Source organism: Phenylobacterium sp. 58.2.17, assembly GCF_026411515.1.
Classification (GTDB): Bacteria; Pseudomonadota; Alphaproteobacteria; order Caulobacterales; family Caulobacteraceae; genus Phenylobacterium.
In genome coordinates, this window is the sequence record NZ_JAPMTQ010000022.1 from 25,873 (window position 1) to 38,944 (window position 13,072).

Annotated in this window: 16 protein-coding genes; 10 read left to right on the plus strand and 6 right to left on the minus strand. The window is 69.8% G+C overall.

Features of this window, described 5'->3' with window-relative positions:
- Positions 1–58: 58 nt before the first annotated feature.
- The 6 genes from OUA97_RS14340 to OUA97_RS14365 all read left to right on the plus strand — a co-directional run bounded on the left by OUA97_RS14340 (position 59) and on the right by OUA97_RS14365 (position 3,445).
- Positions 59–1,024 carry a phosphatidate cytidylyltransferase gene (locus OUA97_RS14340; protein ID WP_267232622.1) on the plus strand — a complete coding sequence of 322 codons (966 nt, stop codon included), beginning with the start codon at positions 59–61 and terminating at the stop codon, positions 1,022–1,024.
- On the plus strand, positions 1,024–1,662 hold the full coding sequence (locus tag OUA97_RS14345; RefSeq protein ID WP_267232623.1) for a lysophospholipid acyltransferase family protein: 639 nt from the start codon (positions 1,024–1,026) through the stop codon (positions 1,660–1,662). The genes OUA97_RS14340 and OUA97_RS14345 overlap by 1 nt, the downstream gene beginning before the upstream one ends.
- Before the next feature lie 144 nt (positions 1,663–1,806).
- Positions 1,807–2,154 (plus strand): ArsR/SmtB family transcription factor, encoded by a 348-nt coding sequence (locus OUA97_RS14350; protein ID WP_267232624.1) that lies wholly within the window; start codon positions 1,807–1,809, stop codon positions 2,152–2,154.
- Entirely contained in the window at positions 2,154–2,645 is a 492-nt protein-coding gene (locus OUA97_RS14355; protein WP_267232626.1) for an SRPBCC family protein, read from the plus strand. The genes OUA97_RS14350 and OUA97_RS14355 overlap by 1 nt, the downstream gene beginning before the upstream one ends.
- 35 nt (positions 2,646–2,680) lie before the next feature.
- A complete protein-coding gene (locus tag OUA97_RS14360; RefSeq protein WP_267232628.1) occupies positions 2,681–3,073 on the plus strand; it encodes a GFA family protein in 393 nt (130 codons plus the stop codon).
- Positions 3,074–3,112: 39 nt separating this feature from the next.
- Complete coding sequence (locus OUA97_RS14365) at positions 3,113–3,445, plus strand: hypothetical protein (protein WP_267232630.1); 333 nt, start codon at positions 3,113–3,115, stop codon at positions 3,443–3,445.
- A gap of 5 nt (positions 3,446–3,450) precedes the next feature.
- On the opposite strand, the gene OUA97_RS14370 is transcribed toward OUA97_RS14365, so the two are convergent.
- Positions 3,451–4,107, minus strand: coding sequence for a J domain-containing protein (locus OUA97_RS14370; RefSeq protein ID WP_267232632.1), 657 nt, complete (start codon positions 4,105–4,107; stop codon positions 3,451–3,453).
- A gap of 52 nt (positions 4,108–4,159) precedes the next feature.
- Here OUA97_RS14370 and OUA97_RS14375 point away from each other — a divergent pair, with 52 nt between their 5' ends.
- From OUA97_RS14375 to OUA97_RS14390, 4 genes are all read left to right on the plus strand, one after another.
- On the plus strand, positions 4,160–4,435 hold the full coding sequence (locus OUA97_RS14375) for a BolA family protein (protein ID WP_267232634.1): 276 nt from the start codon (positions 4,160–4,162) through the stop codon (positions 4,433–4,435).
- A gap of 95 nt (positions 4,436–4,530) precedes the next feature.
- Positions 4,531–5,037: a 2Fe-2S iron-sulfur cluster-binding protein gene (locus OUA97_RS14380; protein WP_267232635.1), complete on the plus strand. Its 507-nt coding sequence runs from the start codon at positions 4,531–4,533 to the stop codon at positions 5,035–5,037.
- Positions 5,034–5,981, plus strand: coding sequence for an FAD binding domain-containing protein (locus OUA97_RS14385; RefSeq protein WP_267232637.1), 948 nt, complete (start codon positions 5,034–5,036; stop codon positions 5,979–5,981). The genes OUA97_RS14380 and OUA97_RS14385 overlap by 4 nt, the downstream gene beginning before the upstream one ends.
- Positions 5,978–8,242 (plus strand): xanthine dehydrogenase family protein molybdopterin-binding subunit, encoded by a 2,265-nt coding sequence (locus OUA97_RS14390; protein ID WP_267232638.1) that lies wholly within the window; start codon positions 5,978–5,980, stop codon positions 8,240–8,242. Before OUA97_RS14385 ends, OUA97_RS14390 begins: the two co-directional genes overlap by 4 nt.
- Before the next feature lie 151 nt (positions 8,243–8,393).
- Here the strand turns inward: OUA97_RS14390 and OUA97_RS14395 are convergent, their stop codons facing one another.
- The 5 genes from OUA97_RS14395 to OUA97_RS14415 all read right to left on the minus strand — a co-directional run bounded on the left by OUA97_RS14395 (position 8,394) and on the right by OUA97_RS14415 (position 13,051).
- Positions 8,394–8,771 (minus strand): response regulator, encoded by a 378-nt coding sequence (locus OUA97_RS14395; RefSeq protein WP_267232639.1) that lies wholly within the window; start codon positions 8,769–8,771, stop codon positions 8,394–8,396.
- On the minus strand, positions 8,768–10,018 hold the full coding sequence (locus tag OUA97_RS14400) for an HWE histidine kinase domain-containing protein (protein WP_267232641.1): 1,251 nt from the start codon (positions 10,016–10,018) through the stop codon (positions 8,768–8,770). The genes OUA97_RS14395 and OUA97_RS14400 overlap by 4 nt, the downstream gene beginning before the upstream one ends.
- A gap of 95 nt (positions 10,019–10,113) precedes the next feature.
- Positions 10,114–11,391, minus strand: coding sequence for an HlyC/CorC family transporter (locus tag OUA97_RS14405; RefSeq protein ID WP_267232664.1), 1,278 nt, complete (start codon positions 11,389–11,391; stop codon positions 10,114–10,116).
- Between the two features lie 2 nt (positions 11,392–11,393).
- The gene (aroB, locus tag OUA97_RS14410; RefSeq protein WP_267232642.1) at positions 11,394–12,506 is read right to left on the minus strand and encodes a 3-dehydroquinate synthase; all 1,113 of its coding nucleotides are present in this window, start codon (positions 12,504–12,506) and stop codon (positions 11,394–11,396) included.
- Positions 12,503–13,051 carry a shikimate kinase gene (locus OUA97_RS14415; protein ID WP_267232644.1) on the minus strand — a complete coding sequence of 183 codons (549 nt, stop codon included), beginning with the start codon at positions 13,049–13,051 and terminating at the stop codon, positions 12,503–12,505. The genes aroB and OUA97_RS14415 overlap by 4 nt, the downstream gene beginning before the upstream one ends.
- Between the last annotated feature and the right edge of the window lie 21 nt (positions 13,052–13,072).

Below are 13,072 nucleotides of genomic sequence, written 5' to 3' on the forward strand. Positions count from 1 at the left end.
CGCTGTACGGTCAAGCTGCGCCGGGGCTCGATGCTCGGCGGGCGGGAGAGGCCAGCGCATGGACGCAGTCACGGGGTTCTTCGCCCAGCAGTCGCCGGTGGTGCTGTGGGGGCTTGGCGGCGTGCTGGCCGTGCTGACCCTGGCGGTCGCGATCACCGCCCTGCTGGCGGTGTTGAAGCCCGCCGGCGACTTCACCAACCTGCGCCAGCGGATCGCCTCGTGGTGGGTGATGATCGCGCTGCTGGCCGGGGCGCTGCTGCTGGGCTGGCAGGCGTTCACGGCGCTGATGATCGTGATCTCGTTCATCGCCCTGCGTGAGTTCCTGTCGCTGGCCCCGGTGCGGCGCGAGGACCGGCTGATCGTGCTGGCGGCGTTCGTGGCGATGGGGATCAACTACCTCTTCATCATCGTCGACGACTACGGCCTCTATCGGGTGTTCATCCCGACCTACGTGTTCCTGATCATCCCGTTCCTGATGGCCTGCATCGGCCAGACGCGGGCGTTCCTGGCGACCACGGCGACGTTCCACTGGGCCATCGTCGCCTGCGTCTACAACCTCGGCTACATCGCCTTCCTGATGCGCACGCCGGCCGCCGAGGCGCAGCCGGCCGGGGCGGTGGGGCTGGTGTTCTTCCTGCTGGTGGTCACCGAGGCCAACGACGTGGCGCAGTACGTCTGGGGCAAGCTGTTCGGGAAGCGGAAAATCGTGCCCAAGGTCAGCCCCAACAAGACCTGGGAAGGCTTCCTCGGCGGCTGGATCACGACCAGCGCGCTGATCTGGTTCCTGGGCCCGGTGTTCACGCCGCTGAGCGGGATCGGGCTGGCCTGCCTGGCCCTCTTCCTGCCGCTGGCGGGCTTCGCCGGCGACGTGACGATGAGCGCCATCAAGCGCGACATCGGGGTCAAGGACACCAGCGCGCTGATCCCCGGCCACGGCGGGCTGCTGGACCGGGCCGACAGCCTGACCTTCACCGCGCCGCTCTACTTCCACATCCTCGCCTACTTCGCCCTGGATCACTTCTGATGCGCTGGTTCCGCCGCCTCGTCCTGGTGCTGATCGGCCGCCCGATCGCACGGGTGTTCACCGGGGCCGACATCGTCGGGCGCGAAAAGCTGCCGTTGAAGGGGCCGGCGATCCTGGCGGCCAATCACGCCAGCCACGTGGACACCATCCTGATGCTGACGCTCTACCCGTCGAAGGGGCTGGACCGGGTGCGGCCGGCGGCGGCGGCCGACTACTTCCTGCGCGGCGGGCTGATCAGCTGGCTGTCGAACACCATCATCGGCATCGTGCCGGTGGCGCGCGACAAGGCCGGCACCGGGGTCGACGTGCTGGAGCCCGTGCGTGCGGCGCTGAAGGCCGGCGACATCGTGCTGATCTTCCCGGAGGGCACGCGCGGCGACGGCGAGGAGATGGCCCAGCTGAAGAGCGGAGTGGCGCGGCTGGCGGCCGACGTGCCCGAGGCGCCGGTCTATCCGATCTGGCTGCAGGGCGCGGGCCGGGTGCTGCCCAAGGGCGAGGCGCTGCCGGTGCCGATGAACTGCACGGTGCTGGTCGGCGACCCGCTGCACTGGCAGGGCGACCGCCAGGCGTTCCTGGACGAACTGCGCGGGCGGCTGGAGGAGCTCAAGGCCAAGGCGCCGCCGCAGCGGTGGGCTTAAACCCCAGTTGCGCCCCTTCGGGTCGGCCGCTGGCCTGACATCGTCGCCTTCGACACGGTGGCCGCCGCTGGTGGACAAGCTGCGAGCGCGTGACTGACGGCGAGGCGCTTGTCTTCCGATAAATATGCGCATATGTGTATATTTATGATTGAGCATATAAACCTGTTTCATGCCCTGGCCGATCCGGCGCGTCTGCGCATCGTCGAGGCGATGAAGTCGGGCGAGTGCGCGGTCGGCGACATCGTCGAGCGCATGGACATCCACCAGTCAGGCGTTTCGCGACACCTGCGCATCCTGGCGGACGCCGGGATCGTGCAGATGCGCCCGGACGGACAGAAGCGCCTCTATTCGCTTCGCAAGGAGGCGTTCGATCAGCTCGACGCCTGGGTGGCCGACTATCGCCGCCACTGGGAGGCGCGCCTCGACCGGTTCGGCGCCGCTCTCGAGCGACGCCAAGCGGCGACCGACAAGAATTCCCAGGAGAGATCATGATGAGCGACGCATCGACGCCCGCGCGGGCCCGGTTCTCGATCGAACGCACCTACGCCGCCTCCATCGACGAGGCCTGGGCTCTCTGGACCACCAAGGTCGGCATCGAGTCCTGGTGGGGGCCGGAAGGGTTCGAGGTCACCGTAACCTCTCTGGACCTGAGGCCCGGCGGGGAACTGCTCTATCTGATGACCGCCACGGCGGCGGAACAGGTGGCGTTCATGAAGGGCGCGGGCATGCCGATCTCGACTGAGGCGAGGGTGACCTACACCGAGGTCTCGCCGCCCGGCCGGCTGGCCTATGTGACGCTGGCCGACTTCGTGCCGGGCGTGGCGCCCTACGAGGTGGCCACCGTGGTCGAACTTCGAGCTGCGGCGGACGGGGTGAAGCTCACCGTGACGTTCGACGCCATGCATGACGACGTCTGGACCGAACGCGCCCGCGCCGGCCACGAGAGCCAGCTGCGCAAGCTGGACGGTTTGCTCAACGCGTAGAGGCCGCCGCCTGGCCGCCAGACATGGAGGCGAGGATGATCCGGGGAAGCTGCAACTGCGGGGCGGTCAGGTTCGAGCTGACTGCGCCGCCGAGGATGATGGGCACGTGCCACTGTTCGCGCTGCCGCAAGGCCGGGGCCGGGACGTTCGTGCTGGTGGCGCGTAACAGCCTGAGCTGGCTCGCCGGGCGCGAGGCGGTCGCGAGCTACGCCCCCGAGCCGCCGTTCAAGTACGCGCGCTGCTTCTGCCGCCATTGCGGGACGGGCCTGGGGGAGATCGCCTCGGACGCCGAGACCTTCCCGATCGCCGCCCACTGCCTGGACGACGACCCGGAGGTGCGCAACGGTTTCCACGAGTGGGTGTCGGTCAAGCCGGCCTGGTGCGAGATCTGCGACGAGGCCAAGCGGTTTCCGGAAAATCCTGGGTAGGGCGTTGCGCGCGCCGCCGCGCGCTGCGAGGCTCCGAATATGGACGAGAGCCAGCTGAGCGTCGGCTTCGAGGCCGCACTGACCGGCAAGGGACATGCGGTCCACGGCGCCGGCGAGCTGGCGCAGTTCGCACGATACGCCGCGTCGCGCGGACACCTGATCTGCAACGTCGAGGCCTATGAGCTGCGCGGCGGCCTGGAGGTCCCTCGGATCGACCTTGGCCTCTATCAGGGTTCGGTCGAGGAGAGCGAGCTCGCGGCGGACGAGCGGGTGGGACGTTCGATGCTGCGGCTCGTCGAAATCGAAGAAGACTGCGAGGCCGAGGGCGCCAGCTTCCTGTTCCTGGTGTGGATCGACAGCCTGGAGGCCTAGGCCCCTCAGGCCATCTTGGCCTTCTTGAGGACCTGGTAGGCCTTGATCACGCGCTGGAGCTTGTGCTCGGCCGAGCGGTCGCCGCCGTTGGAATCGGGGTGGGTGCGCTTGACCAGTTCGATGTAGCGGGCGCGGATGGTCGGGCCGTCGGCGTCCTCGTCGAGGTCGAGGTCGGCCAGGGCGTTGCGCTCGAGCTTGCCGAGCCGGCGGGCGTTGACCGGTTCGGCCTTGGGCTTGGGCCGTGCGCCGGCCCCGAACAGGCTGAACGGGTCGGCGTAGCCCTCGCCCTTGCCGAAGTTGTGGGCGGCGCCGGCGGCTTCGCGAGAGAACTTGCTGGCCTTGAACTGCCAGGTCGGGCGGTCGCCGACGGCGCTCTGGGCCTGGCGGTTGCGGATCTCGCCCTCGCTCATGCCGGCGAAGAAGTCCCACTGCTTGTTGTACTCGGCCGCGTGCGGCTGGCAGAACCAGTAGTGCTCGTTGAGCATGTCGCGCGACTTGGGCGCGCGCGCCGTCGCCGCCGTCCGGCAGCCCGGATGGTCGCAAGCCCGTTCGCCGGGCTTCAGCGCATAGACATCGTCGTTCCGCTTTGCCTCCTCCTCCGAACCGGGGGGACGCACACGGATATCGACGAACTTAGGCTTGTATTGAAACGCGCCGGCCATGGCCCAAGTATGAAGCTCCCTGAGTCCCTTTCAAGAATTGAACATCGATACGATGGGCGCCATATTTGAGGCCATCCACCACAAGCTGAACGCGGCGTTTTCGCCCACCCGCCTGGAAGTCGTCGACGATTCCGACCGCCATGCCGGTCATGCAGGCGCCACGCCCGGCGGGGAAAGTCACTTCAATGTGCTGATCGAGGCCGCGGCCTTCGCCGGAGTGTCCAAGGTGGTGCGCCAGCGGCTGGTCTACAAGGCCCTGGCCGACGAGCTGGCCGGGCCGGTGCACGCGCTGTCGCTCAAGGCGCTGGCGCCGGGAGAAGGCGCGTAAAAACAACACGGCGGACCGGAACGAGCGTTTGAACGTTCGTAGCTGGACCGCCATAATGACGGCGTATGTGAGCGCTCACATCAGGGGAGGTGGGGATGCAGACGACGATCACGGTGAACGGGACGGCGCGAACGCTGGACCTTGACCCGCGGACCACCCTGCTGGATGCGCTGCGCGAGCACCTGGGGCTGACCGGCTCGAAGAAGGGCTGCGACCACGGCCAGTGCGGCGCCTGCACGGTGCTGGTGAACGGGGTGCGAATCAACTCCTGCCTGTCGATCCTGGCCATGCACGACGGCGACCAGGTGACGACCATCGAAGGGCTGGGCCAGCCGGGCGCGCTGCATCCGGTGCAGCAGGCGTTCCTGGAGCACGACGCCCTGCAGTGCGGCTACTGCACGCCGGGGCAGATCTGCTCGACGGTGGGCATGCTGCAGGAGGCGGCCGACGGCTGGGCCAGCAGGGAGACCGCCGACCTGACCGCGCCGACCGCGCTGACCGACGCCGAGATCCGCGAGCGGATGAGCGGCAACATCTGCCGCTGTTCGGCCTATCCGCAGATCCTGGCGGCGATCCGCGACCTGGCCGGAGAGGCCGCATGAAGCCGTTCACCTACGAGCGGGCCGCCGACGCCAAGTCCGCGGTCAAGGCGGTGGCCGAAAATCCGGGCGCCAAGTTCCTGGCCGGCGGCACCAACCTGCTGGACCTGATGAAGCTGGAGATCGAGGCGCCGACCCACCTGGTCGACGTCGGGCGGCTGCCGTTCGCCGGGATCGAGGCGACGGAGGAGGGCGGCCTGCGGATCGGCGGGGCGATGACCAACGCCAAGCTGGCGGCCCATCCGAAGGTGCGCGAGCTCTATCCGGTGCTGGCGCGGGCGATCCTGGCCGGCGCCTCGGGCCAGCTGCGCAACAAGGCGACGACGGCCGGCAACCTGCTGCAGCGGACGCGCTGCGACTACTTCTACGACACCGCCAAGCCCTGCAACAAGCGCCAGCCGGGCTCGGGTTGCAGCGCGCTGGGCGGACCGGGCGGCTATGGGGCGATCTTCGGGGCCAGCGAGGCCTGCATCGCCACCCACACTTCGGACATGGCGGTGGCGCTGACGGCGCTGGACGCCAGCGTCGAGACCATGACCCCGGACGGCGGAACGCGGTCGATCAAGGTCGAGGCGCTGCACCGGCTGCCCGGCGCGACGCCGCAGGTGGAAACCGACCTGGCGGCGGGCGAGCTGATCACCGCGGTGGTGCTGCCGCCGCCGCCGGCCGGCGGTCAGGCCTACGCCAAGGTCCGCGACCGCGCGTCCTACGCTCACGGCCTGGCCATGGTGGCGGTGGCCGGCGGTCGGGTCGCGTTCGGCGCCGTGGCCCACAAACCCTGGCGCGCGGAACGGGCCGAGGAGGCCCTGGCGGCCGGGGCGAGCGCGGCCGAGGCGGCGACCGCCGAACTGGCGCGCGCCGACGCCGATGACCGCCGCACGCACAAGATCGCCCTGGTCCGCCGCCTGGCCGCGGCGACCATCGAAGACGCCGGGAGCGCCCGATGACCTCCGTCCAAGACTGGGCTGCGCCCAACCCTGTCACCGAGAACCGCGGCGGCGTGATCGGCAAGGGCGTCGACCGCTACGAAGGCGCCCTGAAGGTCACCGGGACCGCGCCCTACGCCTATGACACGCTGGCGCCCTCGCCGCCGGCCATCGGGGTGCTGGTCACAGCCACGATCCCCCGCGGGAAGGTGACGGCGGTCGACACCGCGGCCGCCGAGGCCGCGCCGGGCGTGCAGCTGGTCTGGACGCACCTGAACGCGCCGGCCCAGGCCCCGCGCGGGACGCGGGCCAATCCGCGCAGCCAGCGGGCCTCCAACCCGGCGCTGGCGAGCGATCAGGTCGAGTACTACGGCCAGACCATCGCCTTCGTGGTCGCCGACACCTTCGAGAACGCGCGAGCGGCGGCCGATCTGGTCAAGGTCGAGTATGCGGCCGAGCCGGCGGTGGTCGACTTCCTGGCCAGCTTCGACCAGGCGACCCTGCCGCCGGACGAGGAGGACGTGCACATCGGCGACTTCCCCGGCGCCTTCGCCGCCGCGCCGGTGACGGTGGACGAGACCTATTTCAGCCCGATCCAGAACCACGTGCAGATGGAGCCCTGCGCGACCATCGCCTGGTGGGAGGGCGACAAGGTCACGGTCCACACCTCGATCCAGATGGTGAAGGGCGGCCAGCATGCGCTGGCCGAGACCCTGGCGATCCCGTCCGCCGACGTGCACCTGCTGACCCGCTACATCGGCGGCGGGTTCGGCGGGAAGGGTCAGTCCTATGACGACCTGACGCTGTCGGCGCTGGCGGCGCGGGCGCTGGGGCGGCCGGTCAAGGTCGCCTACAGCCGCCAGCAGATGTTCCACGGCACCATCCACCGCCCGGCGGTGAACATGCGCGTGCGGCTGGGGGCCGAGCCGGACGGGCGGCTGACCGCCTTCGCCGTCGAGGCGACGACGCACTGTGCGCGGGCGGCGACCTTCACCGAGCACGCGGCCAATTTCGCGCGCAATCTCTACGCCGCGCCCAACCGCCTCACCGGCCACCGGCTGGTGCGGATGGACCTGCCGCACGCCGGCCCCATGCGTGCGCCGGGCGAGGCGCCGGGCATGCTGAGCCTGGAATGCGCGATGGACGAGCTGGCCGAGAAGCTGGGCCTTGACCCCATCGAGCTGCGCATCCGCAACGAGCCGGAGATCGACCCGGAGACCGGCAAGCCGTTCTCGATCCGCCAGCTGGTGCGCTGCATGACCGAGGGCGCGCAGCGGTTCGGCTGGGAGCGGCGCAATCCGGTGCCCGGCCAGATCCGCGACGGCCGCTGGCTGGTCGGCATGGGCATGGCCGCAGCGATCCGCGGCAACTTCCTGCTGCCGGCCAAGGCGGGGGTGCGGATCGACGCCGGCGGGATCATCACCCTGCGCCAGGGCATGACCGACATCGGCACCGGCACCTATACGATCCTGGCGCAGATCACCGCCGAGACCCTGGGCGTGCCGCTGGGCCATGTGCGGGTCGAGATCGGCGACTCCGACTTCCCGCCGGCCCCCGGATCGGGCGGCCAATTCGGGGCGGCGACGGCCGGCTCGGCCGCGTTCGAGGCCGGGATGAACCTGCGCCGGGCGCTGACCGAGCTGGCGGTGGGCGATCCGAATTCGCCGCTCTATGGCGGGCCGGCCGAGTACGTGACCTTCGAGAACGGGAACATCGCCATCGAGAACCGCAGCGAGACGCTGGCGGCGCTGGTCGGGCGGGCCGCGCCGGAGGGGGTCTATGTCGAAGGCTCGATCTCGCCGGCCGCCGACGCGCGCGACTATTCCCAGCACACCTACGGCGCCCACTTCGCCGAGGTGGGGGTGAACCAGGTCACCGGCGAGGTGCGGCTGCGCAGGATGTTCGGGGTGTTCGCCGCCGGGCGGATCCTCAACGCCAAGACCGCCAAGAGCCAGATCACAGGCGGGATGATCTGGGGCGTCGGCACGGCGCTGACCGAGGTCAACGCCGTCGATCCGCGCTTCGGCTCGTTCGTCGCCCAGGACATGGCCGAATACCTGGCGCCGGTGCACGCCGACATCGTCGACCTGGACTCGATGTTCCTGGAGGAGGCCGACGACAAGGCCAATCCGATGGGGATCAAGGGGGTCGGCGAGCTCGGCATCGCCGGGGCCGGGGCGGCGATCGCCAACGCCATCTACAACGCCACGGGCGTGCGGCTGCGCGACTATCCGATGACCCCGGACAAGGTGCTGGCCGGGCTGATGGCGAAGGGGCTGTAGGAACGCGGCGTCCCCTCGGACGTCGCGGAGCGGCTGTCCGGGATCAATATCTCCATAGCTGCGGAAATTGGTTCGGCCGTGCCGCAGCTTGCGAGATCAGGCGTTCATGGGCCCCGGTCTTGCTTCGCAAACCGGGATGACAGCCAGCGCGCTACCCCACCCGCGGCAGCAGTTCGCCGAGGATGCGGGCGAGGTCGCCTTCGCGGAAGGGTTTCTGCAGGACCGGGGAGCCCTTGTCGGCGTCGCGCAGGCCGGCGTCGCCATAGCCGGTGGCGAAGGCGAAGGGGGCGCCTTTTTCGCGCAGCAGGTCGGCGAGCGGGAAGATCGGCTGGCCGCCGAGGTTGACGTCCAGCACCGCGCAGTCGAGCTCGACGCTGTTGGCCAGCTCGATGGCCTCCTCGAGCCGGGAGGCGGGCCCGACCACCTTGCAGCCCAGGTCTTCGAGCATGTCCTCGATCAGCATCGAGACCATCATCTCGTCTTCGACCACGAGGACCCGCAGGCCGGCCAGGTCGCTAAGTCCGGTCATTCGGAGGGCTCCAGGACGTGAAGGGGAAGATCCATCCGGCAGGACAACCCCGCCGGATGATAGTCCAGTCTGACCCGCCCAGCGAGTTCTCCCGCAAGGCCGCGTTCGAGAAGCCGGCTGCCGAAGCCCCGGCGCTCGGGGCGGACCACCGCCGGCCCGCCAGATTCGGTCCATTCGATCATCAGCCGGCGGTCGGACTGCCGGTCTTCCAGGCGCAGGCGCAGCGCCACGTGGCCGCCGGGCGTCGACAGCGCGCCGTATTTGAGCGCGTTGGTGGCCAGCTCGTGGAACGCCATGCCGAGGGCGACCGCCGCCTTGGGGCGCAGGCGCACGTCCTGGTCGCCCTTGAGGCTGAAGCGCGCGCCGCCGTCCTCTCGCCCGCCGCCGTAGGGGCGCAGTTCTGCGGCCAGGATGTCGAACAGGCTGGCGCCTTCCCAGTTCTGGGCAGTGAGCAGGTTGTGGGTCTGCGAGAGCGCCATCAGCCGGGATTCGAAAGCCTTGTAGTAGGTGTCGATATCCTTGGCGTTAACGAGGCTCTGGCGGGCCAGGGATTGCACCGAGGCCAGGGTGTTTTTGACCCGATGGTTCAGCTCGTTGAGCAGCAGCCGCTGGCGTTCCTCGGCCAGGGCGCGTTCGCGGACCTCGGCGCGGGCGGCCTGGTGGAGGCGGACGTTGTCGATGGCGACCGCCGCCTGGGCGCCGACCCCGGCCATCAGGTGCTCCAGCCGCTCGGAGAAGCGCCCCGGGTCGGGGTGGCCGAACAGCAGCGCGCCCAGCACCTCGCCCGAACGCGAGATCACCGGCACGCCCATATAGCTTCGCACCGGCAAGTGCCCCTTGGGCATGCCGTGGAACGGCGCGTTGCGGCCGTAGCGCGGGTCGATCGTGATGTCGTCGCTGCGCAGGATGCCTTCGCCGTCGAAGGTGGGGGCGAAGACCGCGGTCTTGCGGACCATCGGGAAGTGGTCGAAGGCCGTGCGCGGCGCGCCCGACAGCGAATAGAGGGTGAGGGTGTCGCCGTTGTCGTCGAAGGCCGTGTAGAAAAAGGCGCCGAAGGCGGCGCCGGTCAGCTCCACCCCGCCGTCGACGACGGTCTGCACGACCTGGTCGAGATCGCCGCCGGCCCCGATGGCCGCGGCGATGCGGTTGAGGGCGTCGGCGCGGACGGTTTCCTCGGCGAGGGCGGCGCGGGCGCTCGCCAGGCTCGCCTCGAGCGCTTGCATCCTGGCGGACGTCGTCTCAGTCATGCTCACGGTTTCGCGCGGCGTCCCAGAACTGTGCTGACTTGGACCGCAAACCAAAGTTCTTTTCTCTTCTAGGTCAAGAGGCTAAGCCCAAAGATCTAGTCTTGAGCGCGCGCCTGGGGCGGCGAAATCTTGATCACGGTGATCTGGTTGCGCTCGCGCCGGACGATCTGGAAACGATGACCGTAGAAGGTCCAGGTCTGTCCGACCTTGGGGATGGTCTGGGCCGCATGAATGACCAGGCCGGCGACGGTGACGGCGTCGTCGTCGGGCAGGTCCCAGTCGAGGGCGCGGTTGAGGTCGCGGATCGCCACCCAGCCATCGACGACCACCGCGCCGTCGGCCTGGCGGCGGACGCCTTCCAGGGCGCTGTCGTGCTCGTCCTCGATCTCGCCGACGATCTCCTCAAGGATGTCTTCCAGGGTGATCAGGCCCTGCAGGGCTCCGTACTCGTCGACCACCAGGGCGAAGTGGCTCTGGCGCTTGAGGAAGGCGGCGAGCTGCTCCTTGAGCGAGGTGGTCTCGGGGATGAACCACGGCTCGCGGGCCAGGGCCGGCAGGTCGATCGCCTCGAGCGGCGCGCCGGCCAGGGCGGTCAGCACGTCCTTGGCGTGCAGCACGCCGACGATGTTCTCCGGATCGTCGCGGTAGAGCGGCACGCGGCTGTGGCCGGTTTCCAGCAGCTCGGCCAGGAGCTCCTTGGGCGTCAGGGCCGCGTCGATCATCGCGATCGAGCGGCGATGGACCATGACCTGGGTGACGTCCATCTCCGACAGGTCGAGCACGCCGCCCAGCATGTGGCGGTCGCTGGCCTCCACCAGGCCCTCGGAGTGGTGATACTCGACCGCGCCGCGGATCTCCTCGTGGGCGGCGAGGACGTCGGTCTCCATCGACAGCTTGATGCCGAACGGGCGCAGGGTCTGACGCACGATCCACTGGGCGCCGTTGGCCAGCGGGCCGAAGATCCGCACCACCCACCAGGTCGGGATGGACAGGAAGCGCGCGACGTCGTCGGCGCGGGCGATGGCCAGGGTCTTGGGCAGGATCTCGCTGAACACCACGATCAGCACGGTCATCACCGCGGTGGCGATCAGCGCGCCGACCGGGCCGGGGAAGGCGGTGGACAGCGCCACCGTGGTCAGGGCCGAGGCGCCGATGTTGATGACGTTGTTCGAGAGCAGGATCGCCCCGATCATCTTCTCCTGATCGGCCATCATGCGGTTGATGCGGGCCGCGGCCCGGTCGCCGTCGCGCTCAAGCTGATGCATCCGCGCGCGGCTGGCGGCGGTCATCGAGGTTTCGGCCGCGGAGATCAGCCCCGAGAGCGAGAGCAGGACGACCAGCACGGGCGCCAGGCCCGCGAGGACGGCGACGATCGTCACGGGAGCGCGCCTTCGGCGACCAGGAAGTCGCTCACGGCCTGGCCGTCGACGTTTTTGGCGACGAAGGCCTCGCCCAGGGCGCGGGCGAGAATGAAGGTCAGGCGGCCGCCCTCGGCCTTCTTGTCCTGGCCCATGTGGCGCACGAGCTTGGCCGCGTCGAAGGCGCCCGAGCCGACCTGATCGAGGCGGGTCGGCAGGCCGGCGGCGGCGATGGCGCGCTCGGCGCGCTGGGCGTCCTGGGGCGAGCACAGGCCCTGGGCGGCGGAGAAGCGGAAGGCGATGGCGCTGCCGGCGGCCACGGCCTCGCCGTGCAGCAGGGCCTCGCCGTAGCCGGTCTCGGCCTCCAGCGCGTGGCCGAAGGTGTGGCCAAGGTTGAGCAGGGCGCGGCGGCCGGCTTCCTTTTCGTCGGCCTCGACGATTTCGGCCTTCATCTCCACCGAGCGGGCGACGGCGTAGGCCAGGGCGTCGGGATCGCCGGCCAGCACGGCCGGGCCGTTGGCCTCCAGCCACTCGAAGAAGGCGACGTCGCCGAGCAGGCCGTACTTGATGACCTCGGCATAGCCGGCGCGCACTTCACGCCCGGGCAGGGTGGCCAGGAGGTCGAGGTCGGCGAGGACCAGCCGCGGCTGGTGGAAGGCGCCGATCAGGTTCTTGCCGCGCGGGGTGTCGATCGCGGTCTTTCCGCCGACGGACGAATCCACCTGAGCCAGCAGGGTGGTGGGGATCTGAACGAAGTCGATGCCGCGCTTGTAGATCGCGGCCGCAAAGCCGGCGAGATCGCCGACCACGCCGCCGCCGAAGGCGACGATCAGGTCGCCGCGGTCCAGCTCCAGCTCCAGCAGGCGGTCGCTGACCTCGGCCAGGCCCTCCCAGCTCTTGGACGGCTCGCCCGGCGGGACGACGATGGCCTGGGACGAGATCCCGGCGGCGGCGAGGGCTTTGGTGAGACGCTCGCCGTGCAGCTTCCAGACCGTCTCGTCGCTGACGATTGCAGTGCGGCCCTGCTTGAGCAGCGGGGCGAGGAGGACGCCAGCCTTGTCCAGCAACCCCCCGCCGACCACGACGTCGTAGGCGCGCTCGCCCAGGCCAACGCGGACGGTGCGGCTCATGAAGCTCTTTCCTCGAGGAATGCGGTCAGGGCGCGGATCACCTGGTCGACGGTGACGTGGTGGGCGGTGTCGCCGGTCTCCACCATGATGTCGGCCTGGGCGTAGACGGGATAGCGCTTCTCGGCGAGCTCGGTGAGGACGGCCAGCGGGTCCTTGCCGGAGAGCAGCGGGCGGCTGTCCTTGCGCGAGACGCGGCGGACCAGCACGTCGAGGTCGGCCTTCAGCCAGACCGAGATCGAGCGTTCCTTGATCAGAGCGCGGGTCTCGTCGTTCATGAAGGCGCCGCCGCCGGTGGCCAGCACGTGGGGCGGGTTCTCGAGCAGCCGGGCGATCACCCGGCGCTCGCCCTCGCGGAAGGCCGGCTCGCCCATCTCGGCGAAGATGTCGGGAATCGAGCGGCCGGCGGCGGCCTCAATCTCGACGTCGGCGTCCTTGAACGGCAGGTCGAGCGCGTTGGCGAGGCGGCGGCCGACGCTTGATTTGCCGACCCCCATCAGGCCCACGAGGGTGATGGTGCGGGCGCGCAGCGGTGAGTAACGGTCCATGAACGGGGAGGGTCTTACACG

Excerpts from the sequence above, each read along its gene's own strand:
- OUA97_RS14395 (WP_267232639.1), bottom strand. The coding sequence starts at position 8,771 with ATGACCGGACTTAGCGACCTGGCCGGCCTGCGGGTCCTCGTGGTCGAA.
- aroB (WP_267232642.1), bottom strand. The coding sequence starts at position 12,506 with ATGAGCCGCACCGTCCGCGTTGGCCTGGGCGAGCGCGCCTACGACGTC.
- OUA97_RS14400 (WP_267232641.1), bottom strand. The coding sequence starts at position 10,018 with ATGACTGAGACGACGTCCGCCAGGATGCAAGCGCTCGAGGCGAGCCTG.
- OUA97_RS14385 (WP_267232637.1), top strand. The coding sequence starts at position 5,034 with ATGAAGCCGTTCACCTACGAGCGGGCCGCCGACGCCAAGTCCGCGGTC.
- OUA97_RS14345 (WP_267232623.1), top strand. The coding sequence starts at position 1,024 with ATGCGCTGGTTCCGCCGCCTCGTCCTGGTGCTGATCGGCCGCCCGATC.
- OUA97_RS14370 (WP_267232632.1), bottom strand. The coding sequence starts at position 4,107 with ATGGCCGGCGCGTTTCAATACAAGCCTAAGTTCGTCGATATCCGTGTG.
- OUA97_RS14375 (WP_267232634.1), top strand. The coding sequence starts at position 4,160 with ATGGGCGCCATATTTGAGGCCATCCACCACAAGCTGAACGCGGCGTTT.
- OUA97_RS14365 (WP_267232630.1), top strand. The coding sequence starts at position 3,113 with ATGGACGAGAGCCAGCTGAGCGTCGGCTTCGAGGCCGCACTGACCGGC.
- OUA97_RS14415 (WP_267232644.1), bottom strand. The coding sequence starts at position 13,051 with ATGGACCGTTACTCACCGCTGCGCGCCCGCACCATCACCCTCGTGGGC.
- OUA97_RS14350 (WP_267232624.1), top strand. The coding sequence starts at position 1,807 with ATGATTGAGCATATAAACCTGTTTCATGCCCTGGCCGATCCGGCGCGT.
- OUA97_RS14360 (WP_267232628.1), top strand. The coding sequence starts at position 2,681 with ATGATCCGGGGAAGCTGCAACTGCGGGGCGGTCAGGTTCGAGCTGACT.
- OUA97_RS14340 (WP_267232622.1), top strand. The coding sequence starts at position 59 with ATGGACGCAGTCACGGGGTTCTTCGCCCAGCAGTCGCCGGTGGTGCTG.
- OUA97_RS14355 (WP_267232626.1), top strand. The coding sequence starts at position 2,154 with ATGAGCGACGCATCGACGCCCGCGCGGGCCCGGTTCTCGATCGAACGC.
- OUA97_RS14380 (WP_267232635.1), top strand. The coding sequence starts at position 4,531 with ATGCAGACGACGATCACGGTGAACGGGACGGCGCGAACGCTGGACCTT.
- OUA97_RS14390 (WP_267232638.1), top strand. The coding sequence starts at position 5,978 with ATGACCTCCGTCCAAGACTGGGCTGCGCCCAACCCTGTCACCGAGAAC.